We start from the raw sequence: 23,079 nt of genomic DNA, 5'->3' as shown, positions 1-23,079 counted from the left end.
GTTGTCCTACTGGTCGTTGCGGGTCCCAAAGACGATTTCATCCCAGCTGGGAACACTCGATCTTTTCGGCTTGGCCGGCTGGCGCTCCGGCTGGTCCGTACCGGCGTCGTTCCGGGTGGCGCCCTGGGACTCGCGGTGCTGCCGGCGCGAGCTTCCGCCGCCGATCAGTTCGTCCAGTCCAGGGCTTGCAGTCGGGTTCTTGGCCGCCGGGCGAAGTTGCGAGGCCGCAATGGTGACTTCCCGCGTCTCAGTGCTGACGCCGTCGTGCAGCTTCAGGACGTCGTCCTCTTCGGGGATGCGCGGTGCCAGGGTCAGACGCGAGAGCATCGACGGCCGGCCGTCGCGGCGGCGCGTGAAGGCATCGGTCTCGACCGGGGCGGCCGCCTCCGCCGAAGGAGTAGCTGGCTGCCCGGGGTCGCTGATATCCGGATTGACGTCGTCAGACTCAACGGCCGCGGGGACGGACTCCGGTTCAGCATCCTGCGAAATCTCAGACGCCTCGGACAGCTCCGCCAGTTCGGCTATTTCGGGCACCTCGGCGGGCCGGGGATGGGCCGCGGGGACCCCATTGGTCAGGAGCATGGCGAGGGCGTCGTCGGCGTCCTCGTCCACCCCGATACGGTGACCCCGGCGGGAACGCAACATGTCCAGCAGCCCGTCGGCGTCCTGTTCCTGGTGGATCCGGTCCTGCTGAAGCAGCATCTGATGGATGATGCTGTGCTGGCCTGTCGCCGTCCGGGCTGCGGCCTCGGCATCGGTTTCAAAGTCAAAGGGCCGGTCGGAAACGGCGGTAAGCCGGCGCGTCGGAACGGGGCCTTCGAGAGGCTCGAGTTCGCTCAGCTGCTGGGCCCAGCGGTTCGCGTTGTGCAGCGATTTCCGGGCGGGGTGGAAGGTCCACATGGCCGGCGGTTCCTCGCCGATCCCGGCCGGGCCGCCGGGCTTCGGCTCGAAGCGGGCCACCACGTTCCAGCTGCCGTCGGGACGCCGCCACGAGTCCCATTCCAGAGTTGAGGGTTCGACGCCGTAGGCCTTCAGGCGGTGCTCGACCATGTCGCTGAGCGAAGCCGGGTTGTCCCCGAATACGGACCGGTAGATGTCGTGCCCCGGGGCGGGGGAGGCCACCTCAACCTTGCGCGCCTGTTCGGCGATGTACTCGCGCTCGGCGAGGACCGGCCCCTCATAGCGCTGAACTTTTTCCAGCGGGATGCCGGACAGTTCCGCCACTTCGGTGGCGGTGGCTCCGTTCCGGATCCTGGTCTGGATATCCCGCGGAGACATGGCAATGGGTGCCGCGGCCGCGCTGTAAGCGGCCTTGGACGCCGTCCGGCTGGCTGCCGCCCGAAGTGCTTCATCGATCGGCAGCTGGAACATCTCGCCGCCGGTGCCACTCAACAGGAGATGCTCTCCGTCGTCGTGGACGCCTACAAGCCGTAGATCCTGCATACAAATCCTCCACCCTGGCATTACTAACAATCGAAACTCTGCCACCAGCGGGACGCATTTCGGGTTAGGACGGCTGGCGCGCCGTGATTTTCCGCGACTTTCCGGCGGTTTTGGCCAGTCTGCGGAAGATAACGGCAGGAAGGGAGCGGCGGGCTCTGGTGTTCGGCAGGAGCTTAAGCAAAAATGACCGACACCGGGCACAAAAACCGCATGTCCGGCGTTGACATCGGAGAACCGCTCCGGGAGCCCAGGGCCACAAGCCCGGCAGGGCCGCCGGGACCGGCGAACCATTTGATCAAATTGAGCAAAATGGTCACATCGATCGAATCGAACGAATGCGGAGTGTGAGCAACAAATAATGGCGACTGATTACGATGCGCCGCGCAAGACCGAAGAAGACCTCAGTGAGGATTCCATTGAGGCTCTGAAGGTGCGGCGTACGGAGAAGCCTTCCGCTGTGGTGGATGAAGACGAGTCCGACCTCGCCGAAGGCTACGAACTTCCCGGCGCTGACTTGTCCGGGGAGGAACTGCTGGTCCGGGTCCTGCCCGCCCAGGCAGACGAATTCACCTGTGCCTCCTGCTTCCTCGTCCGCCACCGTTCGCAGATTGCCCGCGAAAAGGACGGCCTCAAGTACTGCAAGGACTGCGAGGGCTAGGCTCCCGGCAACCGGTGCAAGTCAGGAATTGAGCGCGGCAAGCAGCTGCTCCGGGTGGCGGGTGGATGTGAGCCAGTACGGGGTGCGATCCGAGGGGTCTTCGATCTCGATCCGGACCACCGGATCCACCCAGCCGCGGATACACAGGAACGCCAGGCCGTTAAGACGTGTGCCGCGTTCCGCCGTCGCCTCCTTGCCCCGGAACGCCGTCGCCTTGCCCAGGAACCCGCGTTCGATCGTGGCCCGGCCCACCTTCAGGGTGGTCTTCGTGACGGTGATCGACGGCGTGGACAGCACCAGAAGTACAGAGATGACGACGAAGAGCACAATGGCTGCGGTGATGCCGGCCCAGATGCTGATGGGCGCCAGCATGAGGATACCGGCGCTGGAGAGCCCCGCCGACACAAGCCAGATCCAGAAGTTCGGCCAGAGCTTCTCGGCGTACAGGACAGTGGAGTCGCTCGGGGCACTCTTGGGGGCAGGCGCAGCTGCGCTGGATTCGGGCATATGCCCAGCTTTCCATCTTTCGCGGGCTATTTCATCTCGGCTTCACCCGGCTCGAAGTCCATGCCGGCCCCGCTCCTACCCGGCGGCCCGCACGCGCGGCCGGCCAGCCCGCGGGCGCGCAGGCGGCTAGGACGATACTCGTTGCTGGCGTTAGAGTGAGGGACTGTGACTGAAGAAAACACCGCCGTCGCCGGGGCCGCACCAATGGCCCGCGATGCAGAGTATGGAACGCCCACCTTGACGGTACAGCTGAAGATGCTCGACGACGGGCTCGAACCGCCGTCGTACGCGCACCCGGGCGACGCCGGCGCCGACCTTCGCGCCCGCGAGGACGTGGTCCTTGCGCCGGGGGAGCGCCGCCTGGTTCCAACCGGGGTTTCCATTGCCCTCCCTGACGGCTTCGTTGCGCTCATCCACCCCCGGTCCGGCCTCGCCACAAAGCACGGTCTGACCGTTGTGAACGCCCCCGGCACGGTCGACGCCGGCTACCGCGGAGAAATCGCGGTGACACTGCTCAATACGGACCGGGACGAGGCGATCGAGCTGCGGCGCGGCGATAGAATTGCACAGATGGTCATTCAGCGCGTGGAGTACGCACGGTTCCTCCCCGTCGAGGAACTGGACGGCTCGGTCCGGGGCGGAGGCGGCTTCGGCTCCACCGGCGGTTTCGGCGGACCGGCCTGAGTACAGGTTCCGGCCTGGCCGTGAGGATCATCCGGGATTCTGCAGTGCCGCACACGGCGCTGCAGCAAGATCAGCGGTGCAGGGAAAATTGAGCAGGCGGCTGCCGGTAGCGGACGGCCACGCAGGCAGGCGCCAGGATGGCGCCGCACGGCGGCACAGGATCACAACTAAGGAGACAACCCCATGGTTTTTGGGCGTGGCAAGAAAGCCAAGCAGGAACAGCTGACAGGGCCTGATACGGACCAGGAGGCTGTTGTTGACGGCACTGCGACTGTGGACGGCACGAAGCCTGCCGGCAACGCAGCCAAGACCGCGGGCCGGGCCTCTACGGGTCCCTTCGACGTCTCGGAAATCGAGGGCCAGGACGGCTACGTGGACCTTGGTGCGCTCCTGATCACCCCCCGCGAGGGACTCCAGCTCCGCCTGGAAGTTGAAGAGGCCACCCAGCGGGTCGTAGCCGTCACGATGGACCTGGAGGGGTCGAGCCTTCAGCTTCAGGCTTTCGCCGCCCCCCGTTCAGAGGGCCTGTGGGACGAAATTCGTGAACAAATCGGCCAGTCGGTCGGCAGCCAGGGCGGCCAGGTCGAGGAGATCGAGGGCAGCTTCGGCACCGAGCTCGTGGCCAAGCTCCCTGCAGGCGGCGCGGACGGCAGCCAGGGCTACCGCGTGGCTCGATTCATCGGCGTCGACGGCCCGCGCTGGTTCCTCCGCGGCGTCTTCGGCGGCGAGGCGGCACTGGACCGCGACTCCGCGGCCGGGCTGGAAGGGCTCTTCCGGCAGATTGTCGTCGTCCGCGGCGAGAACCCCATGCCGCCGCGCGACTTGCTGCAGCTCCGCCTTCCCAAGGACACGGCGGCCGCGCCCTCCCCGCACGCGGCCCCCGAATTCGAACAGCCCGAACGCGGACCGGAGATAACCCAGATTGGCTGAAGCCGCCGGCAAGAAAGCTACCGCCGCCGTGCCGGTCCGGGACCTGCCGGACCGCGGACGGGTGCTATGCCACGGCTTCATCGAGTCCGTCACGTACGTGCCGGCCAACCAGGTGGCCGCCTTCACCGCCATCGTGATCGATCACGACGCGCCAGCCCCGGTCTCCCGCTTCCTGGGAGCCGGCGCGAAGGGCGGCGCCGGTGCCGAAGCGGCCGGCAGCCTGCCTGCCACCGTGTCCACCCACCGCGTGCGTCCCGGCGCGCAGCGCCAGCGGCCCGCGGGCCCCAAGGACCGGCTGCGCGTCGTATGGCTGGGGCGCCGACGGATTCCCGGTGTCGACGCCGGCACAGAACTCCGGCTCGAGGGCATGGTCACCATCCGTGACGGACTGCCCACCATCTTCAATCCGCGCTACGAAATACTGTCCCGCCAGGAGGAGCAATGACCTTGCCCGAACACCCCGAGCGGGCCCCCCGGCGGGAAGACAGGGAAGCGGACCCGCGGGAGCCACGGGAAGCCGCCGGCACCGACCAGGACATTTCCCGCCCCGTCGCGTCCCAGCCGACTCTTTCGCAGCCTGTTGCTTCGCAGCCGACCGTGGCCCAGCTTGCCGGCGACTATGCGGCAAAGGCCGGCCTGCACCGGTCGAGCAACGGCAATATTGACGTGCTCAAGAGCGCCGGCGGCATCCAGGGAATCGCGGAGAGCATCCTGCCGGGCCTCGTCTTCCTGATCGCCTTCACCATAGACCGCGAGAACCTGTCGCTGGCCGTCATCGCTTCCGTGGCGGTGGCCGCCGCCTTTACCGTGGCCAGGCTCGTCCAGCGCAAGCCTCTGACGCAGGCACTGGCGGGGTTCATCGGCGTCGGGCTTTCCGCCTGGCTCGCCACCTCGACGGGAAAGGCGGAGAACTTCTATGTCCTGGGGTTCTTCACCAACATCGGCTACATCCTCGCGATGTCCATCTCCGTCGCCGTGCGCTGGCCGATCGCCGGCCTGCTCTTCGGCTTCATCCGCAACGAGGGCCTGGACTGGCGTAAAGATCCGAAGCGGGTAAAGGCTTACGGGATCGGCACGTGGGTGATTGTCTCCGTGCTGGTCCTGCGGCTCGTGGTGCAGGTGCCGCTTTACTTCATGGGGGAAGAAGGCCTCGCCGCCCTCGCCACCACCCGGCTGCTCATGGGTGCCCCGCTCTACATCCTCGGCGTCTGGATTGCCTGGCTGCTGACCCGGCCCGCGCCGGTATTGCCCGAAGCAGACGCAGCAGCCGAAACAAAATAGCTCGACCAACCGCTTGCGCTATCAGTTGTGGCTGTTCACAGTCCTGAGAAAAGCCACAACTGATAGCGCAACTGCGGTTTAAAGCCCGTCAGCCGTCGAAGCCGTCGTCTCCGGCCGGCTGGGTCACGTGGCCGTGCTGGTCCGAGGTCACCGGGTGCTGATCATCGAGCGGGGACTCGGGTGCCAGCAGGGCGCGGAGGTCGTCCTCGGCCGCGATAGTAGTCACGAAGAACAACTCGTCGCCGCCGTCGATCACGTCGTCGCGGCTGGGCGTGATGGGTGCCTGGTCGCGCAGGATCGCCACTAAGGTGGAGTCCTCGGGCCACTGGACATCGCCCACGGTCAGGCCGATCACGTGGGAATCATGCGGGACCGTGAACTCCACCAGCGAGGACACCCCGGTCTGGAGCGTCAGCAGCCGGACCAGGTCGCCGATCTCCACCGCTTCCTCCACCAGTGCGGTCATGAGCTGCGGGGTGTTAACCGCCACGTCGACGCCCCAGGAGTCATCGAACATCCAGTCGTTCTTCGGGTTGTTGACCCGGCCGACGGTCCGCCCCACGCCGAATTCCGTCTTGGCCAGCAGTGAGACTACAAGGTTGACCTTGTCGTCACCGGTGGCGGAAACCACGACGTCGGCGTCCTCGAGTTTGGCGTCCTGCAGCGTGCTCAGCTCGCAGGCGTCACCGACAAGCCAGTGGGCGCCGCGCAGTCCGCTGCGGCCGATGACCTCCGGTTTCTCATCAATCAGCAGGATTTCGTGCTTGTGGGCCAGCAGTTCACGGGCGATCGAGGATCCGACGCTTCCGGCACCGACGATGACGACTTTCACTTAGGACTCCTTGGCGGGGGACTTGGCGAGAATATGGCCGACCTCGGAGCTGCGGTCCACGTTCAGCACGGCGTGGACGGTGTCGCCGTCCTGGTAGGACATGCCGGCGGCGGGCAGGGTCCCCTCGCCGAACCGGGTCAGATACGCGACCCGGATGCCGGCCGCTTTCTCGATCGACGCGAGCGGGTGACCGATCCAGCCGGGGTTGAGGTCCACCTCGGCGAGGACCAGACGGCCCGAGGGCTCGCGGAAATCGCCGGCGACGTGCTGTTCCGGCAGGATGCGGCGCAGCACCTGGTCGGCGCTCCAGCGGACCGCGGCCACCGTGGGGATACCCAGGCGCTGGTAGATTTCGGCGCGGCCCGGATCGTAAATCCTGGCCACGACGTGGGGAACGTGGAAGGTCTCACGGGCTACCCGGGTGGCGAGGATGTTGGAGTTGTCGCCGCTGGAGACCGCCGCGAATGCGTAGGCTTCCTCGACGCCGGCCCGCTTGAGGGTCTCGCGGTCGAATCCGACCCCCGTGACCTTACGGCCGGTGAAGCCCGCACGGAGCCGGCGGAAGGCACGGTCGTCCTGGTCGATAATGGCCACTGAATGGCCGGCTTCCTCGAGCGTGTGTGCCAGGGTTGCCCCGACACGGCCACAACCCATGATCACGAAGTGCGCCACATGGGCCTCCTCTTGGTTCTGCGTCTGATACTGCGTAAAACTCTACCGGCCACGGGAGGCACGAAGGCCAAGGCCGCGGGCCTCCGGGCGGATCATTGCGCACGCCGACTTCGCCGTCATGACATCGCGTCCGAATCAGACTAGCTTTGTGTGGTGCTGACAATTTTCAATGCCGTGAAGCGGGTGCTGGTAGGCAAGCCCTTCCGGAACGACCGTCTGGCCCACACGCTCTTGCCGAAGCGGATCGCGCTACCCATTTTCGCCTCGGACGCACTGTCTTCCGTGGCCTACGCGCCGGATGAAATCCTCCTGACCCTGGCCCTGGCCGGCGTGAGTGCCGTCGCTATCTCGCCGTGGGTGGGCCTCGCCGTCATGGTGGTGCTCCTGACCGTTGTGGCCTCCTACCGCCAAAACGTCCACGCCTATCCCTCCGGCGGCGGCGACTACGAGATCGCCAACGTGAACCTGGGCAAGTATGCGGGCCTCACCGTGGCCGCCGCGCTGCTGGTTGACTACGTGCTGACCGTGGCTGTCTCCATGTCATCGGCCGCGACCTACCTGACCACCGCGGTTCCCTCCCTGCATGGCCAGCAGGCCGCAATTGCCACCATCGGCGTCGTGATCCTGGCCCTCGTGAACCTTCGCGGCATCCGGGAAGCCGGCAGCGTCTTTGCCGTACCGACCTACATCTTCATGGCCTCCATCCTTGGCATGACCGCCGTCGGCATCTTCCAGGCCGTGACCGGACAGCTGGGCCAGGCGCCGTCGGCGGCCTTCACGATCGTGCCGCAACCGGAATTCGATCAGGGTCTCGTCGGGCTGGCCGGCGCGTTCCTACTGCTGCGCGCCTTCTCTTCCGGCGCCGCGGCCCTGACCGGCGTCGAGGCCATCAGCAACGGCGTGCCCAACTTCAAGAAGCCCAAGAGCAAGAACGCAGCCACCACGCTGCTGCTGCTCGGCGTCATTGCCTCCGCCATGCTCGCCGGCATCATCTACCTGGCCAACGCCACCAAGGTGCACATCGTGCAGGATCCGGCCACGGAATTCCTCCTGAACGGCAAGCCCCTGGAGGAGGGGTACATCCAGAATCCGGCCATCAGCCAGATTGCGCAGACCGTTTTCGGCGCGGGTTCCATCCCGTTCTACATAGTGGTGGCCGCCACCGGCGTCATCCTCGTGTTCGCCTCCAACACGGCGTTCAACGGCTTCCCGGTGCTCGGCTCCATCCTTGCCCAGGACGGCTACCTGCCGCGCCAGCTGCGCACCCGCGGCGACCGGCTGGCCTTCAGCAACGGCGTCCTGGCCTTGGCGGCGGGCGCCCTGGTACTGATCATCGCGTTCAACGCCGACGTCACAAAGCTCATCCAGCTCTACATCGTAGGCGTCTTCATCTCCTTCACGATGAGCCAGCTGGGCATGATCCGGCACTGGGGCCGGGAACTGAAACTGTCCAAGGACTCCGCCGTCCGGCTGCGCATCATCAAGTCCCGCACCATCAATACAGTGGGCTTCGGCATGACCGGCCTGGTTCTGGTGATCGTCCTCATCACCAAGTTCACGCAGGGCGCCTGGATCGCGCTGCTCGCCATGTTCGTGCTGTTCCTGATCATGTGGAGCATCCGGGCGCACTACGACAACGTGGCCAAGGAACTCGCCGTGGACGAGGACTCCTCGCCGCGCGCCCTGCCCACCCGTGTGCACGCAGTGCTGCTCGTCTCCCACGTCCGCAAACCGGTGCTGCGCGCCCTCGCCTACGCCCGGGCCTCCCGCCCGTCGCGGCTGGACGCCATCACCGTGGACATCAGCCCGGAGGAGACCGAGGCGACTGTCGCCGACTGGGAGAAACTCGAAATCCCGGTGCCCCTGACGGTGCTTGCCAGCCCGTTCCGCGAAACCGTGACTCCGATCATGGAGTACATCAAGAACATGCGCCGCGATTCGCCGCGCGACCTGATCGTGGTCTACATCCCGGAGTACGTGGTCGGCAAATGGTGGGAGCAGCTGGTCCATAACCAGACCGCCCTCCGCATCAAGACCCGGCTGCACTTCGAGCCCGGTGTCATGGTGGCCAGTGTGCCGTGGCAGCTGAAGTCATCCGAAGAAGCCAAGAAACTGCAGGACATCCAATGACCCAGGACACCCGGACGCACACCCACACCGAGCTCGTCGTCGACGTCGGCCCCGTCGCCCACGGCGGGCACTGCGTGGCCCGGCATGAGGGCCGCGTCGTGTTCGTCCGCCACGGCATTCCCGGCGAGAAAGTCCGCGTCCGGCTCACCGACGACGGCCCCTCCGCCAAATTCTGGCGTGCCGATGTGGTGGAGGTCCTGGAACCGTCGCCGGACCGCGTACCGCATTTCTGGGACCTTGCCGACTCCGGCCGTTCATGGTCTCACCGCCATCCGCCGGTCGGCGGTGCCGAACTTGGCCACATCTCCCTGGCACGCCAGCGTAGCCTCAAGGCCGAGGTCCTGGCCGAACAGCTTAAGCGGCTGGCCGGCGTCGACCTTTCGCCCTCAGGGCAGATCACCGTCGAAGCCGTCGGCACTGCCGCCGGGGGCCACACCGCGGAAGGCGCAGCGGAGCGGACGGGACCTGACACAGGGGACGGCGATGCCGCCGTGGCCGGCCTGGGCTGGCGGACACGTGCCGCCTTCGCCGTGACCCCCGCAGGCAAGCTCGGCATGCACGCCCACCGCTCCGACGCCATCCTGCCGGTACGGGAGATGCCGCTGGCCGTGGATGCCATCAATGCACTCCGGCTCTGGGATATCGACCTGCAGGGTATCGAGCGCGTCGAGGTCGCCGCCCCGGCGAACGGCTCCCGGCCGCTCGTGCTGCTGGTGCCCGCTCCGGGGACCAGGTCCAAGCGGCTCAGCAGCATCCTGGCGCAGTTGCCCGACGACGTCTCGGTGGCCAGTTTGCACCCGACCACCGGCGAGGTCCTGCAACTGCGCGGCCGCACTTATGTCCAGGAATCTGCGGCCGGCCACGACTACCGGGTCACCGGCGACGGCTTCTGGCAGATCCACCGGGACGGCCCGGACACGCTCGTCGGGGCCGTCACCGGCTTCCTGCACGACGGCGGTTACCTCGCGCCTGGCTCTGTGGTGGCTGACCTCTACGCCGGGGCCGGGCTGTTCACGGCGCCCCTGGCCGATGCCGTGGGCGTGACGGGCTCCGTGCTGTCGGTGGAGGGGGCGCCGGGAACCAGCCGCGATGCGCGCAAGAACCTGCACGACGCCGCCCAGGTGGAAATTGTCCAGGGCCGCGTGGAGCGGGTGCTGCGGCAGAAACCCCGCAACTTTGACGCCCTGATCCTGGATCCGCCGCGTGCCGGGGCCGGCAAAGCGGTGGTCAAACAGCTGATCGACGCCGGTCCCCGGGCTATCGCGTATGTGTCCTGCGATCCGGCGTCGTTCGCCCGCGACCTCGGCTATTTCCGGCAGGGCGGCTGGGGGATGGCGGCGCTGCGCGCCTTCGACCTCTACCCGCACACCCACCACATGGAGACTGTGGCGTTACTGACTCCCCAACCGTGATGCTACTAGGATGGGCGTAGTAGTCCGTCGTCGCGCTCCATCACACCTGCTGTTAGTGAGACGGCTGTTCCCTGCGTTCCGTACCTGCATCGCGTGCAACCATGTACTGGTGCCTGTATTAGTTAGGCAGACCTAACTAGCAAGGGTTCAGCGGCGCGACAAAGATGAAACTGTTGCGAGAGGAGTCCTGCGATGAGCATTGTGGACAGCTTCGGTTCAAAAGGCAAACTTAATGTAGCCGGAACCGAATACGAAATTTTCCGGTTGAACTCCGTCGAAGGTGCAGAAAACCTTCCGTTCAGCCTCAAGGTATTGCTTGAAAACCTGTTGAGGACCGAGGACGGTGCCAACATCACGGCCGACCACGTCCGTGCACTGGCAGGCTGGGACCCCAGCGCCGAGCCCGACACCGAAATTCAGTTCACGCCGGCGCGCGTGATCATGCAAGACTTCACCGGCGTGCCCTGCGTGGTTGACCTCGCCACCATGCGTGAGGCTGTCAAGGAGCTCGGAGGTGACCCGAAGCGGGTCAACCCGCTGGCACCGGCGGAAATGGTCATTGACCACTCCGTCCAGATTGACGCCTTCGGCAACTCCGGCGCACTGGAGCGCAACATGGAGATTGAATACCAGCGCAACGGTGAGCGCTACCAGTTCCTGCGCTGGGGCCAGACGGCATTTGATGACTTCAAGGTTGTCCCCCCGGGCACCGGCATCGTGCACCAGGTCAACATCGAGTACCTGGCCCGCACCGTCATGACCCGTGAAGTTGACGGCGTGGTCCGGGCGTACCCGGACACCTGCGTCGGCACCGACTCGCACACCACCATGGTCAACGGCCTGGGCGTGCTGGGCTGGGGCGTTGGCGGCATCGAGGCCGAGGCCGCCATGCTCGGCCAGCCCGTCTCCATGCTCATCCCGCGCGTCGTGGGCTTCAAGCTGACCGGGTCCATCCCGGCCGGCGCCACCGCCACCGACGTCGTCCTCACCATCACCGAGCAGCTGCGCCAGCACGGCGTGGTGGGCAAGTTCGTGGAGTTCTACGGCGAAGGCGTCGCGGCTGTGCCGCTGGCCAACCGCGCCACCATCGGCAACATGAGCCCCGAGTTCGGCTCCACCGCCGCGATGTTCCCGATCGACGACGTCACCCTCGACTACCTGCGCCTCACCGGCCGGTCCGAAGAGAACGTCGCCCTCGTCGAGTCCTACGCGAAGGAACAGGGCCTCTGGCACGATCCTTCCAAGGAGATCAAATTCTCCGAGTACCTCGAGCTGGACCTGTCCACGGTTGTTCCGTCGATCTCCGGCCCGAAGCGCCCGCAGGACCGCATCATCCTCACCGAGTCCAAGGCCCAGTTCCGCGAGGACCTGCGCAACTACGTGAAGGAAGACCTCGCTGGCGGAAGCGTCGACGAAGCAATCGACGAGAGCTTCCCGGCGTCCGACTCGCCGTCCTTCACGGGCTCGGCAAGCCACGTCACGGACCAGGCCCCGCACGCCCACGGCCCGAAGTCCAACGGACGCCCGTCCAACAAGGTCAGCGTCACCACCGCCGACGGCCGCGAGTTCGAACTGGACCACGGTGCAGTCTCGATCGCCTCGATCACGTCCTGCACCAACACGTCCAACCCGTCTGTGATGCTGGCCGCCGCACTGCTGGCCCGCAACGCCGTCGACAAGGGCCTGACCTCCAAGCCGTGGGTCAAGACTTCGGTCGCCCCCGGTTCCAAGGTTGTCACGGACTACTACAACAAGTCGGGCCTGACCCCGTACCTGGAGAAGCTCGGCTTCTACATCGTCGGCTACGGCTGCGCCACCTGCATCGGCAACTCCGGTCCGCTGGACGCCGAGATCTCCGAGGCCATCCAGGCCAACGACCTCTCGGTCACGGCTGTGCTCTCCGGTAACCGCAACTTCGAAGGCCGGATCAACCCGGACGTGAAGATGAACTACCTGGCTTCCCCGCCGCTGGTCATCGCCTACGCCCTGGCCGGTTCCATGGACTTCGACTTCGACAACGACGCCCTGGGCCAGGACGAGGCCGGCAACGACGTCTTCCTGAAGGACATCTGGCCGAACCCGGTCGAGGTCCAGCAGGTCATTGATTCCTCGATCGACAAGGAAATGTTTGCCCGCGGCTACGAGGGCGTCTTCGAAGGCGACGACCGCTGGAAGGCACTCGACACCCCGGCCGGTGACACCTTCGCCTGGGACGAAAAGTCCACGTATGTCCGGAAGCCCCCGTACTTCGAGGGCATGAAGGCCCAGCCGGAGCCGGTCCAGGACATCACCGGTGCGCGCGTGCTGCTCAAGCTCGGCGACTCCGTCACCACGGACCACATCTCCCCGGCCGGTTCTTTCAAGTCGGACACCCCGGCCGGACAGTACCTGCTGGCCAACGGTGTGGAGCGCAAGGACTTCAACTCCTACGGCTCACGCCGTGGCAACCACGAGGTCATGATCCGCGGCACGTTCGCGAACATTCGCATCAAGAACCAGCTCCTGGACGGCGTCGAGGGCGGTTTCACCCGCGACTTCACCCAGGCCGACGGTCCGCAGGCCTACGTCTACGACGCCGCGCAGAACTACCAGGCCGCGGGCACCCCGCTGGTGGTCCTGGCCGGCAAGGAGTACGGCTCCGGCTCGTCCCGTGACTGGGCAGCCAAGGGCACGGCACTGCTGGGCGTCAAGGCTGTTGTTGCCGAGAGCTACGAGCGCATCCACCGCTCCAACCTGATCGGCATGGGCGTCCTGCCGCTGCAGTACCCGGCGGGCCAGAACGCCGCCAGCCTGGGCCTGACCGGCACGGAAACCTACGCGGTTGAGGGCGTCACCGCCCTGAACGAAGGCACCACGCCGAAGACGCTCAAGGTCACCGCCACGGCCGAGGACGGTTCCGTCACGTCCTTCGACGCGGTCCTGCGCATCGATACCCCGGGCGAAGCGGACTACTACCGCAACGGCGGCATCCTGCAGTACGTGCTGCGCCAGATCTCCGCGAACTAGCGGAGGTCCTCCCGCCGGGAGGAACAGCAGTAGCGGCCCCGGCCGGTCATTGACCGGCCGGGGCTTCTGCGTTCCTTCGGTGTTCCTGCGCCGTTCCGGCAGCGGGCGTTCCCCGGAGGCGTTAGAGTTAAAAGGCATGTCTACCACCCGAAGGAGGGGCCGTTGGGAATCTTGGACACCATCCGGAATCCGCAGGACCTGAGTAAGTTGTCCGGGGCGCAGCTGGATCAGCTGGCAGCCGAGGTCAGGGATTTCCTGATCGGCAACGTCTCCCAGACGGGAGGGCACCTGGGCCCGAACCTCGGCGTCGTCGAGCTCACCATCGCGGTACACCGGATCTTCGATTCCCCCCGCGACAGCATTGTCTTTGACACCGGTCACCAGTCCTACGTCCACAAACTCCTCACCGGCCGCCAGGATTTCAGCACCCTCCGCCAGCAGGGCGGCCTCTCGGGCTACCCGGACCGCGGAGAATCCGAGCACGACATCGTCGAAAGCTCGCACGCGTCCTCGTCACTGTCCTGGGCCGACGGCATCTCCCGCGCCCGGCAACTGACCGGCGACGGCGACCGCTTCGTCGTCGCGGTCGTGGGCGACGGTGCCCTGACCGGCGGCATGGCCTGGGAGGCCCTCAACAACATCGCGGCGGACAAGAAGCGCCGCGTCGTCATTGTGGTCAACGACAACGGACGCTCCTACGCCCCGACCGTCGGCGGGTTCGCCGACTACCTTGCATCCCTGCGTCCCACCATCGATTCCCTCCGCGCCGCCCCCGCCTATGAAGGCACGCTCGAATGGTGGAAGCGCAGGCTGCAGAACGGCGGCCCCGCGGGACAGTTCACCTACAAGAGCCTGCACGCCATGAAGAAGGGCCTCAAGGACTGGTGGGCTCCGCAGGGCATGTTCGAGGACCTCGGCATGAAGTACATCGGCCCCGTGGACGGCCACAACCTCCAGGCCATGGAAAATGCCCTCTCCACGGCGAAGAACTATGCCGGGCCCGTGATCGTGCACGCCATGACGGAAAAAGGCCACGGTTACGCTCCGGCCCGCGCCCATGAAGCGGACCAGTTCCATGCGGTCGGGATCATCGACCCGGAGACCGGCGCCCCCGCCGAGGCCGGTGGCGCCAAGTCCTGGACCGCCGTGTTCGCCGATGAGATCGCCGACATTGCCGACGAGCGCACGGACATCGTCGGCATCACCGGGGCCATGCTGATCCCGGTCGGGCTGCACAAGTTCGCGGCCCGGCACCCGGACCGCGTGTTCGATGTCGGCATCGCCGAGCAGCACGCCCTCACCTCGGCGGCCGGAATGGCGTTCGGGGGACTGCACCCGGTCGTCGCCGTCTACGCCACGTTCCTGAACCGTGCCTTCGACCAGCTGCTGATGGACGTGGCACTGCACAAGGCAGGCGTCACGATCGTCCTTGACCGGGCCGGGGTCACCGGGCCCGACGGCGCGAGCCACCATGGCATGTGGGACATGGCCATGGTCCAGATCGTCCCCGGCCTCCACCTCGCCGCACCCCGCGACGCCACCCGGCTGCGGGAGGAACTGCGCGAGGCCGTGGCCATCGAAGACGCCCCCAGCGTGATCCGCTACTCCAAGGGCAGCGTCGGCGCCGAGGTCGAGGCGCTCGAACGCCTGGCCGACGGCGTCGATGTGCTCGCCCGCCGCCCCGCAGGCTCCACGGAGAACGACGTCCTGATCGTGAGCGTCGGCGCCATGTCCGAACTCGCGCTGGACGTCTCCAACCGGCTCGGAGCCCAGGGGATCAGCTCCACGGTGGTGGATCCCCGCTGGGTCCTCCCGGTCCGGCGGTCCATCATCGACCTCGCCGCGAACCACCGCCTGGTCATCTGCATCGAGGACGGTGTGCGCGCCGGCGGCGTCGGCTCGCGGATCCGCCAGGAGATGCGCGCCGCCGGAGTGGACACCGCCCTCAACGAGGTCGGCCTCCCCGTCGAATTCCTCGATCACGGCACCCGCAAACAGGTCCTCGAACGCGTCGGGCTGACCGCCCAGCAGATCACGCACGACGTCGTCGCCCAGGTCCTGGGCACCAAGGTGCCGTTCGCGCGTCCCTTGCCCGGCCACGAACACCCCAGCACCGGCAGCCTGCCGCTGCTGTAGCCAGCACGTCTGTTGAGCACGACCCCGTACGGCCCACCCTTGGCGGCGCCGTGCGGCCCAGGAAGGAACTGGCATATGAGTGGAATTATCCGGGTTTACAAACGCGACGAAGAGGGCACCCTGCAGTTCAGGGAGGCCTGGTTTGACGAGGACTACAGCCAGTTCGTGATGAACCACGGCGTCGTCGGGCACCAAAGCAAAACCGACGAGACCGACGTCGAAGACGCCGAAGTTGCCGAGCGCCTCATGGACGCCTTCGCGGTGCAATGCGCCGAGGACGGCTACGCCGAAATTCCGGACGAAGAACAGTTCTGGGTGGTGGCCCAGTACGCCCTGAAGACCAAGGAGGGGACCAGCCGCGACAAGTACCTCGAGGAGAAAGCCAAGGACGCCCTCATCAGCCATCTGGCCTGGCGGGGCCTGGGGATCGTGGACCGGAGCGAGTTTTCAGATGGCCGGCTCAACATCTTCTGCCTCACCCCGGACGTCAACAAGACGGTCAACGCCATCAAGGTCTGCATCCGGGGCGAGGACCTGGACTTCACCAAGCTGAGCATTGGGGCCGCGCCGTTTGGCGAAGAGACCTTCAAGCTCAAACACTCACCGAAACCGGCCAGCAGCTTCACGCTCTAGCCAACACCGGCAAGGAGCCCTGCACGGCTCGCATCAGTTTGGGGGCAACCGACTGAAAGGCAACGCAATGACGCGAAAATCCTCTCAACCAGGCAGCACGCCGCTCCCCGCGGGACTGGCGGCGCCGGCGCGCAAGTCGCTCGCGCACGCGGGGGTGGAAACCCTCGAGCATCTCGTGGAGCTTGGCCGTCGCCGGCTTGCCGGGATGCCGGGCGTCTGCCCGCGCACCCTCGCGCAGCTCCAGGATGCCATGGACGAGCACGGCCTGGAACTGCCCGCGGGATAGCCGTGACGGCGGCGTTGGACGGGACGCCCGACCGGCCGTTATAGGGTAAATCCATGACTGAATACCGCCGTGTGGGAAATTCCGGACTATCCGTCTCGGCCGTGGGACTTGGCTGCAACAACCTGGGCCGGCCCGGGACTGTGACGGAATCGCAGGAGGGCACGGACGCCGTCGTGCACGCCGCCCTGGACGCCGGGATCACCTTCTTCGACGTCGCGGACAGCTACGGCCGGGAACCCGGACTCAGCGAGACAATGCTGGGCAGGGCCCTTGGCTCACGCCGGGACGACGCCGTGATCGGCACGAAATTCGGCATGGACATGCGCGGCGCCAACGGCGAGGACTTCGGCGCCCGCGGATCCCGCCGCTACATCATCAAGGCCGCGGAATCCTCGCTGCGCCGGCTCGGCACGGACTGGATCGACCTCTACCAGTTCCACACCCCGGACCCGCTGACGCCCATCGATGAGACGCTCTCAGCCCTCGAGGACCTCGTGACCAGCGGCAAGGTCCGCTACATCGGGCACTCCAACCGGGCCGGCTGGCAGATCGCCGAGGCCGAGTTCGTGGCCCGCGCCCGCGGGGGAGTGCGTTTCATCTCCAGCCAGAACCACTACAACCTGCTGGACCGCCGTGCGGAGCTTGAGGTGACCCCCGCCGCCGAGGCCTACGGCCTGGGCGTCCTGCCGTATTTTCCCCTCGCCAATGGCCTGCTCACCGGCAAGTACTCCGCCGGCCGCGCTCCCGAGGGCTCCCGGCTCAGCCATACCCGCACCAACCTCGTGAACGACGCCGACTGGGAACAGCTGGGTGCCTTCGGCGACTTCGCTGCCGCGCGCGGTCTCACCGAGGTCCAGGTCGCCTTCTCCTGGCTGGCCGCGCAGCCGTCCGTCAGCAGCGTCATCGCCGGTGCCACCACGCCGGAGCAGGTGCGCCAGAACGCCGCCGCCGTGGCCTGGAAGCCAAGCCCTGCCGAACTCGCCGAGCTGGACGACCTCTTCCCGCGCACGCCCAAGGTGGCACTGTTCTGACCAATCAAGCCTCGAACGATCCGGCGCTGAATACCCAATCGATCCTCATGGACGTCGACACCGGGATCGACGACGCGCTGGCCCTGGTCTATCTGCTGTCCCGGCCCGACGTCCGGATCCAAGCCATCACCTGCACCGCCGGGAACGTCGGGGCGCGGCAGGTGGCGTTGAACAACCTGGCCCTGCTGGAGTTGTGCGGCCGCCAAGGCATCGAGGTGGCCATCGGCGCCGAAGTTCCGCTGGAAATCCCGCTGGTCACCACCGAGGAGACCCACGGGCCGCAGGGAATCGGCTACGCCGAGCTGCCGGCGCCGGTCCAGCAGATCTCGGCGCGGCACGCCGTCGACGTCTGGGTGGAGGAGGTGCGGGCACATCCGGGGGAGATCACCGGACTGATCACCGGCCCGCTGACCAACTTTGCCCTCGCCCTGCGCCGCGAACCGGGGCTCCCCCTGCTGCTCAAGGGGCTCGTCATCATGGGCGGCAGCTACTACTACCAGGGCAACACCACCCCGACGGCCGAATGGAACACCTCGGTGGACCCGCACGCCGCCAAGGAAGTGTTCGCCGCCTACCGCGGGCTGCCCGAGGACAAGCTGCCGATCGTCTGTGCGCTGGAGACCACCGAGCGGATCGAGATGCAACCGGAGCACTTGCGGCGCTTGAGCGAGGCCGCGGGCGCCCCGGAGCCTGAACTGGTCCTCCCGGAGCAGCCCGAGGGCCTGCGCAGCCGGTCCGGGAACCCGCTCGTCGCCTGCCTGTCCGACGCCCTGCGCTTCTACTTCGAATTCCACCGGCTCTACGACCAAGGCTATGTGGCGCACGTGCACGACGCCTTCGCGGCATGCGTTGCCGCGGGACGCACACCGTTCACCACCCGCCCGGCCACGGTCCACGTCGAAACGGACTCTCCGCTGCTGATCGGCACCACGGTGGCAGACTTCCGCGGGCTCTGGGCGCTGCCGCCCAACGCCAGGATTGTGTCCGATAACCACCCCGAGCACTGCTTCGACGAACTGATTTCCTCAATTGGTGCCCTTGGACGCGCCGTGGGTGCGCGGTCGCCGGGCACCTGAGGCGTTCCGCCTGAGGCGGGGCGGCCAGTGGGTTCCCGTGCGGGTCCGCGGATCGCTAGGATGGTAGCTGCGCCGAGGTGACATGAGGCGGATGTTGTCGCACCCACCCAAAGGAACACCTCCCATGTCACAGCCAGCTCTTACGGTCACGGACCCTGGACAGGCGGCCGGCCGCGGTCGCCGCCTGCTCGAAATCGCCGGCGCCGCATCCATCGCCGCCACCTACGTCTTCCTGGTGCTAACCCAGCCCGCTGACATTGCCAACGGCCCGGCAAGTTTCTCGGCCCTCGTGGCCCTCGGGGGCTTCCTGCTCGGCGCTGTGCTGCTGATTGTCGCCGTCCTGCCGGTCCTTCCCACTTCCACTCTGGTCCTCATCCCTGTGGCACTTGTCCTGAACGTGGTCCTCGGACAGCTCATGGGCAGCACCGGCCTGCCGTTCTACATCGACGCGATCGGCACCGTGCTGATCGGGGTCCTCGCCGGCCCCGCCGCCGGCGCCGCCACGGGCGCGCTGAGCAGCATCGTCTGGTCCTTCTTCAACCCCACGGTCCTGCCGTTCGCCGCCGGCGCCGCCCTCATCGGCTTCCTCGCCGGCATGGCTGCCCGCATCGGCCTGTTCCGCCGCTTCTACCTCGCACCCGTGGCCGGCTTCATCACCGGCATCCTCGCCGGCGTCGTCTCCGCCCCGATCGCCGCCTTCGTCTTTGGCGGCACGTCCGGCCTCGGCACCGGTGCGATCGTCAGCGCTTTCCGCGCCATGGGGGACACCCTCCTGGCCGCCATCACCAAGCAGGCCCTGATTTCGGACCCCATGGACAAAGGGATCGTCTTCACCATCGCGGCGCTGCTGGCCTACGCCTTGCCCCGCCGCACCACGTTCCAGTTCCCCTTCGTACGGCGCTTCCGCGTGCTCGCGGGCAAAGCCCCGTCGGCGCCCGACGCCTGAACAATGACGCTGTGACACTGCGGCCCTGATCCTATGACCCTGCGCCTTCACCCCTTCACCGCGCTGACTGCGGCGGCCTGTACTGCCGTCATCACGACGGCGGCAGCCAGCTGGCCGCTGTCCGTGGCCGTCGGACTCGCCTCCGCGGTCCTCGCGGTGCGCCGTGGAGTCGCGGGGCGGGTCCTGTCCGCCGCGGCGGTGATCCTGGTGCCCCTGTTCCTGTCCTTGCTGGTGCTGCACGGTCTCTTCTTCCCCGAAGGCCACACTGTCCTCGCTGCGTGGGGACCGGCACGGGTCACCGCCGAGGGCCTGCGATTTGCGCTGGAGCTCGGGACCCGGACCGCCGCCTGCGTCCTGGTGTTCCTCCTCTTTTCCTTCACGGTGAGCGTTCCGGACCTCGTCTCGGCCCTCTCGGCCCGCCGGATCCCGCCGCAGTTCGGGTTCGTCCTGGCCTCCACCCTGACCCTCCTGCCTGCCGTCGCGGGCCGCCTGGAGCGGATCCGGCAGGCCCAGGAAACGCGCGGGATGGTGATCCGCGGCGGCCTGTGGTCGCGCGCCGGCGCGCTGCGCCTGCAGATGATTCCGCTGGTTCTGGCCCTGATGGACGACGCCGGCAGCCGCGCCCAGGCGCTCGAGGCCCGCGGGTTCGGCAGCCCGGGACCCCGCACCAGCTACCGCGACGTCGCCGACCCGCCTGCCCAGCGGCTCTTCCGGGCCGCAGCATTCGTGCTCGCTGCCGCAGCCGTCGCTGCGCGGCTCGTTGTCTCCTGGCCTGCCGGAGGCCCGTCGTGACGGCGGCCACCCGCACGGCTCTCCGGGCGCGGATTGATGCCTTCACGTTTCATGGCGAGAGCCGGCCGGCGCTGCGCGATGTAACTCTCTCGGTCACGCCCGGCTCCCTGACCGCCGTCCTGGGCGGCTCCGGGAGCGGAAAGTCCACGCTCGGAAAACTGCTGGCAGCCTGGCTGCGTGCCGGCCCCGCGGGGGAGTTCCGCGGCAGCCTCGAGCTCGACGGCACCCGGCTGGATTTTCACGGCGCGCCCGACGACCCGCGGATCAACCCGGCCGAATGGTCCCGCCGCGTGGCCTTTGTCCCGCAGGACGCCGCCTCGATGCTTTCCACGGTGCGCGCCACAGTCGCCGAGGAGCTGGCCTTCGGCCTGGAACTCCGTGCGACGCCACGGGCGGACATGCTCCGCGCAGTCGAACGCACCGCCGCGCGGACCGGCCTGTCCGGGCTACTGGACCGCGACCCGGCCACGCTCTCCGGCGGAGAGCTGCGCAGGCTCGCAGTGGGCTGCGCGGTCATCGCTGAACCGGACATGCTCATCCTTGACGAGCCGATGGCTTCCCTGGATGCCGCCGGGTCCGCCCGGATCGAGGAGCTGATCCGCGGACTCTGTGCCACCGGCACCGGCGTCGTCCTGCTGAGCCAGGCGGCCGACCGGCTTGCCGGCGAAGCCATGCACTGGACCGTCCTCGACGCCGGAACCGTCACCGCCGCGGGGGTGCCGGCACAGCTGATCGGCTCGGCCGCGCTGGAGCACGCCGGGGTGCTTGTGCCCGGAGTTCTCCGTCCTGAGGCTGCAGCAGTCCCCGGTCAAGCCCCGGCGCCTCCCGCCGCACCGGGCCCCGGGCCGGCACGGCTCGAACCAGGCCTTGAACTACGCGGGGTCGGGTTCGGCTACAGCCAGGACCAGCGGCGCGGGACCGGTCCCCGGCAACGGGTCCTGCGGGACGTGGACCTCGCCGTTCGCCCGGGCGAGATCATCGCCGTGACCGGTCCCAACGGCGCCGGCAAATCGACGCTCCTGCGGCACTTCAACGGACTGCTGCGGCCCACCGAGGGAGACGTCCAGGTCTGCGGACGCAGCATCGCCGGCGTGCCCGTAGGAACGGTCGCGGCCTCGGTCGGCCTGCTGTTCCAGCACCCCCGGGACCAGCTCTTCGAACGGACTGTCCTACGGGAAGCGGCATTCGGCCTCCGGCAGCTCTTCGGCAAAGCCGAAGCCGAGGACAGGGCACGGGCGGCCCTGGCCGGCGTCGGGCTTTCCGCTGCTGCCGGGGCGGTCCACCCGGCCGAACTCTCCGCCTCACAGCAGCGGTTGCTCGCCCTGGCCACGGTCCTGGCCCGCGAACCGGCAGTCCTGGCCCTGGACGAGCCCACCGTGGGGCTGGACCGGCACGGACTCGAACGGCTCGGCAGGGCCGTCGAGGCCGCGGCGGCGCGGGGGACCGCCGTCGTCATGGTCACCCACGACCTCTCCTACGCCCGAGCCACCGCGCACCGGATCCTTGAGCTCGACGGCGGTTGCCTGCGGGAGCTCTGACGGGCGGGGGCTTGCGACCCTACCGGGCGGTCGGCCAGTAGCCGAGCATTGGGCGGATGACCACCACACCGGACGCCGCCCCGACCACGAGTGCCGCAGTCCCGGCCGTCCTGACGATTTCGTCCGGGATATGGCTGGTGATCGGGGCCGTAGGAACCCTCTGGACACTGATGGGGTTGCTCATGATCCTGGCCTTCGGCGGGATGGTCGCCCCGGAGACGTACTTCCCGGCCCTGGCGCTCAGCGTTGCCAGTGCCGCCGCGTTTGTGGCCGGTGCTGTGTTCGCCCTGCTCCTGAGACGGGGCCGCCGGCTGGCACGCATCGTCCTGTCGGCGTATCCGGTGATCCTTCCGGCGCTCTTCTTCGCCCGTGGCGGTCCGTCGGCCGGCGAAGTGCCATGGCGGGACGTTCTGTTGTCTCCCATCGGTGCGGTGGGTGTGGTGGCGGTCGTGGCCACGGTACTGATGTGGCTGCCGCCGGCCAACGCCTATTTCACGCGCTGCGCTGCGCAAACGCTGGAAACATCATCCGGTTCGGAGACCCCGCCCTACCGGGTGCCACCAACCGTGGTGGCATCGGTCTGGATCCTGGTCGTCGCCGGCGTTGTTGCCGCGCTGCAGGCGGTGCTGGGGCTGGTCCTCCTTGCGGGAAGTATTAGTTCAGGCGGAAACACGACTCCGGCGCTGGTGCTTTGGTTGACGCTTGCCTCGGTGGCGGCTGCAGACCTCGCCTGTGCCAGGGCGGTCCGGCGTGGAAAGCCGTTCGTTCGGCCCATCGTGACCCTCGTTCCGCTGGCGGGCCTTGCCCTCGTCGTACTGGCAACGCTCGCCGGTTTAGCGTCCATATCCGCCGAGAATCCGGCCACCCCGGCCGGCCTGCTGTCAGGGATCCTCCTGACGGTCTCCACCCAGGGTCTGCCGCTCATCGCCGGCCTGGTTCCCGCGGTCCTTGTCTGGCTGCCCTCTGCCGGTCGACACTTCCGCCGCCTCGCGGTGGCTGTTCCGGCAGGCACAGGAGGCCTTGACACGGCGCCGCCACCGCCCGCAGCCGGGTAAGCTGCGGACAGCGGCGGCTCTGCGTGGCCTT

At 67.5% G+C, this 23,079-nt stretch carries 21 protein-coding genes; 17 read left to right on the top strand and 4 right to left on the bottom strand.

Annotated elements, in window-relative coordinates; genetic code table 11:
- Positions 1 to 6 precede the first annotated feature (6 nt).
- On the bottom strand, positions 7 to 1,443 hold the full coding sequence (sepH, locus tag C9424_RS17680) for a septation protein SepH (RefSeq protein ID WP_116768191.1): 1,437 nt from the start codon (positions 1,441 to 1,443) through the stop codon (positions 7 to 9).
- Between the two features lie 358 nt (positions 1,444 to 1,801).
- On the opposite strand from sepH, the gene C9424_RS17675 reads away from it, so the two are divergent.
- Positions 1,802 to 2,101, top strand: coding sequence for a DUF4193 domain-containing protein (locus C9424_RS17675; RefSeq protein ID WP_091255680.1), 300 nt, complete (start codon positions 1,802 to 1,804; stop codon positions 2,099 to 2,101).
- A 21-nt stretch (positions 2,102 to 2,122) separates the two neighbouring features.
- On the opposite strand, the gene C9424_RS17670 is transcribed toward C9424_RS17675, so the two are convergent.
- Positions 2,123 to 2,608 (bottom strand): DUF3093 domain-containing protein, encoded by a 486-nt coding sequence (locus C9424_RS17670; RefSeq protein WP_116768190.1) that lies wholly within the window; start codon positions 2,606 to 2,608, stop codon positions 2,123 to 2,125.
- Between the two features lie 165 nt (positions 2,609 to 2,773).
- Between C9424_RS17670 and dut the strand changes: the two genes are divergently transcribed.
- The 4 genes from dut (at position 2,774) to C9424_RS17650 (ending at position 5,503) form a co-directional block, all read left to right on the top strand.
- Positions 2,774 to 3,292: a dUTP diphosphatase gene (gene dut, locus C9424_RS17665; protein WP_116768189.1), complete on the top strand. Its 519-nt coding sequence runs from the start codon at positions 2,774 to 2,776 to the stop codon at positions 3,290 to 3,292.
- Between the two features lie 183 nt (positions 3,293 to 3,475).
- Positions 3,476 to 4,222 (top strand): DUF3710 domain-containing protein, encoded by a 747-nt coding sequence (locus tag C9424_RS17660; RefSeq protein ID WP_116768188.1) that lies wholly within the window; start codon positions 3,476 to 3,478, stop codon positions 4,220 to 4,222.
- On the top strand, positions 4,215 to 4,667 hold the full coding sequence (locus C9424_RS17655; RefSeq protein ID WP_116768187.1) for a hypothetical protein: 453 nt from the start codon (positions 4,215 to 4,217) through the stop codon (positions 4,665 to 4,667). The genes C9424_RS17660 and C9424_RS17655 overlap by 8 nt, the downstream gene beginning before the upstream one ends.
- Positions 4,664 to 5,503, top strand: coding sequence for a DUF3159 domain-containing protein (locus C9424_RS17650; RefSeq protein WP_116768186.1), 840 nt, complete (start codon positions 4,664 to 4,666; stop codon positions 5,501 to 5,503). The genes C9424_RS17655 and C9424_RS17650 overlap by 4 nt, the downstream gene beginning before the upstream one ends.
- A gap of 88 nt (positions 5,504 to 5,591) precedes the next feature.
- Here the strand turns inward: C9424_RS17650 and C9424_RS17645 are convergent, their stop codons facing one another.
- Both C9424_RS17645 and C9424_RS17640 read right to left on the bottom strand, forming a co-directional pair.
- Complete coding sequence (locus C9424_RS17645) at positions 5,592 to 6,335, bottom strand: potassium channel family protein (protein WP_091255690.1); 744 nt, start codon at positions 6,333 to 6,335, stop codon at positions 5,592 to 5,594.
- Positions 6,336 to 7,007: a potassium channel family protein gene (locus C9424_RS17640; protein ID WP_116768185.1), complete on the bottom strand. Its 672-nt coding sequence runs from the start codon at positions 7,005 to 7,007 to the stop codon at positions 6,336 to 6,338.
- A 153-nt stretch (positions 7,008 to 7,160) separates the two neighbouring features.
- Here C9424_RS17640 and C9424_RS17635 point away from each other — a divergent pair, with 153 nt between their 5' ends.
- The 12 genes from C9424_RS17635 (at position 7,161) to C9424_RS17580 (ending at position 23,048) form a co-directional block, all read left to right on the top strand.
- Positions 7,161 to 9,137: an APC family permease gene (locus C9424_RS17635; protein WP_202615915.1), complete on the top strand. Its 1,977-nt coding sequence runs from the start codon at positions 7,161 to 7,163 to the stop codon at positions 9,135 to 9,137.
- A complete protein-coding gene (locus C9424_RS17630) occupies positions 9,134 to 10,549 on the top strand; it encodes a class I SAM-dependent RNA methyltransferase (RefSeq protein WP_116768183.1) in 1,416 nt (471 codons plus the stop codon). The genes C9424_RS17635 and C9424_RS17630 overlap by 4 nt, the downstream gene beginning before the upstream one ends.
- Before the next feature lie 192 nt (positions 10,550 to 10,741).
- Complete coding sequence (locus C9424_RS17625) at positions 10,742 to 13,555, top strand: aconitate hydratase (protein ID WP_116768182.1); 2,814 nt, start codon at positions 10,742 to 10,744, stop codon at positions 13,553 to 13,555.
- A gap of 162 nt (positions 13,556 to 13,717) precedes the next feature.
- Positions 13,718 to 15,691 (top strand): 1-deoxy-D-xylulose-5-phosphate synthase, encoded by a 1,974-nt coding sequence (gene dxs, locus C9424_RS17620; protein ID WP_116768181.1) that lies wholly within the window; start codon positions 13,718 to 13,720, stop codon positions 15,689 to 15,691.
- 75 nt (positions 15,692 to 15,766) lie between these two features.
- Positions 15,767 to 16,324 (top strand): hypothetical protein, encoded by a 558-nt coding sequence (locus C9424_RS17615; protein WP_116768180.1) that lies wholly within the window; start codon positions 15,767 to 15,769, stop codon positions 16,322 to 16,324.
- 67 nt (positions 16,325 to 16,391) lie between these two features.
- Positions 16,392 to 16,610: a hypothetical protein gene (locus C9424_RS17610; protein ID WP_116768179.1), complete on the top strand. Its 219-nt coding sequence runs from the start codon at positions 16,392 to 16,394 to the stop codon at positions 16,608 to 16,610.
- A 53-nt stretch (positions 16,611 to 16,663) separates the two neighbouring features.
- A complete protein-coding gene (locus C9424_RS17605) occupies positions 16,664 to 17,641 on the top strand; it encodes an aldo/keto reductase (RefSeq protein ID WP_116768178.1) in 978 nt (325 codons plus the stop codon).
- Between the two features lie 47 nt (positions 17,642 to 17,688).
- Entirely contained in the window at positions 17,689 to 18,717 is a 1,029-nt protein-coding gene (locus tag C9424_RS17600) for a nucleoside hydrolase (protein ID WP_116768177.1), read from the top strand.
- A gap of 124 nt (positions 18,718 to 18,841) precedes the next feature.
- Positions 18,842 to 19,663 carry an ECF transporter S component gene (locus tag C9424_RS17595; RefSeq protein ID WP_116768176.1) on the top strand — a complete coding sequence of 274 codons (822 nt, stop codon included), beginning with the start codon at positions 18,842 to 18,844 and terminating at the stop codon, positions 19,661 to 19,663.
- Positions 19,664 to 19,696: 33 nt separating this feature from the next.
- The gene (locus C9424_RS17590; RefSeq protein WP_116768175.1) at positions 19,697 to 20,455 is read left to right on the top strand and encodes an energy-coupling factor transporter transmembrane component T; all 759 of its coding nucleotides are present in this window, start codon (positions 19,697 to 19,699) and stop codon (positions 20,453 to 20,455) included.
- On the top strand, positions 20,452 to 21,993 hold the full coding sequence (locus C9424_RS17585) for an ABC transporter ATP-binding protein (protein ID WP_116768174.1): 1,542 nt from the start codon (positions 20,452 to 20,454) through the stop codon (positions 21,991 to 21,993). Before C9424_RS17590 ends, C9424_RS17585 begins: the two co-directional genes overlap by 4 nt.
- Before the next feature lie 56 nt (positions 21,994 to 22,049).
- The gene (locus C9424_RS17580; RefSeq protein ID WP_133247535.1) at positions 22,050 to 23,048 is read left to right on the top strand and encodes a hypothetical protein; all 999 of its coding nucleotides are present in this window, start codon (positions 22,050 to 22,052) and stop codon (positions 23,046 to 23,048) included.
- The last annotated feature ends 31 nt before the right edge of the window (positions 23,049 to 23,079 follow it).

The sequence above is a fragment of the Arthrobacter sp. H-02-3 genome (assembly GCF_003097355.1).
In the GTDB taxonomy this organism is placed as follows: domain Bacteria; phylum Actinomycetota; class Actinomycetes; order Actinomycetales; family Micrococcaceae; genus Arthrobacter; species Arthrobacter humicola.
The sequence above is the reverse complement of the archived record's forward strand: the minus strand, read 5'-3'. Positions and strand labels throughout refer to the sequence as shown.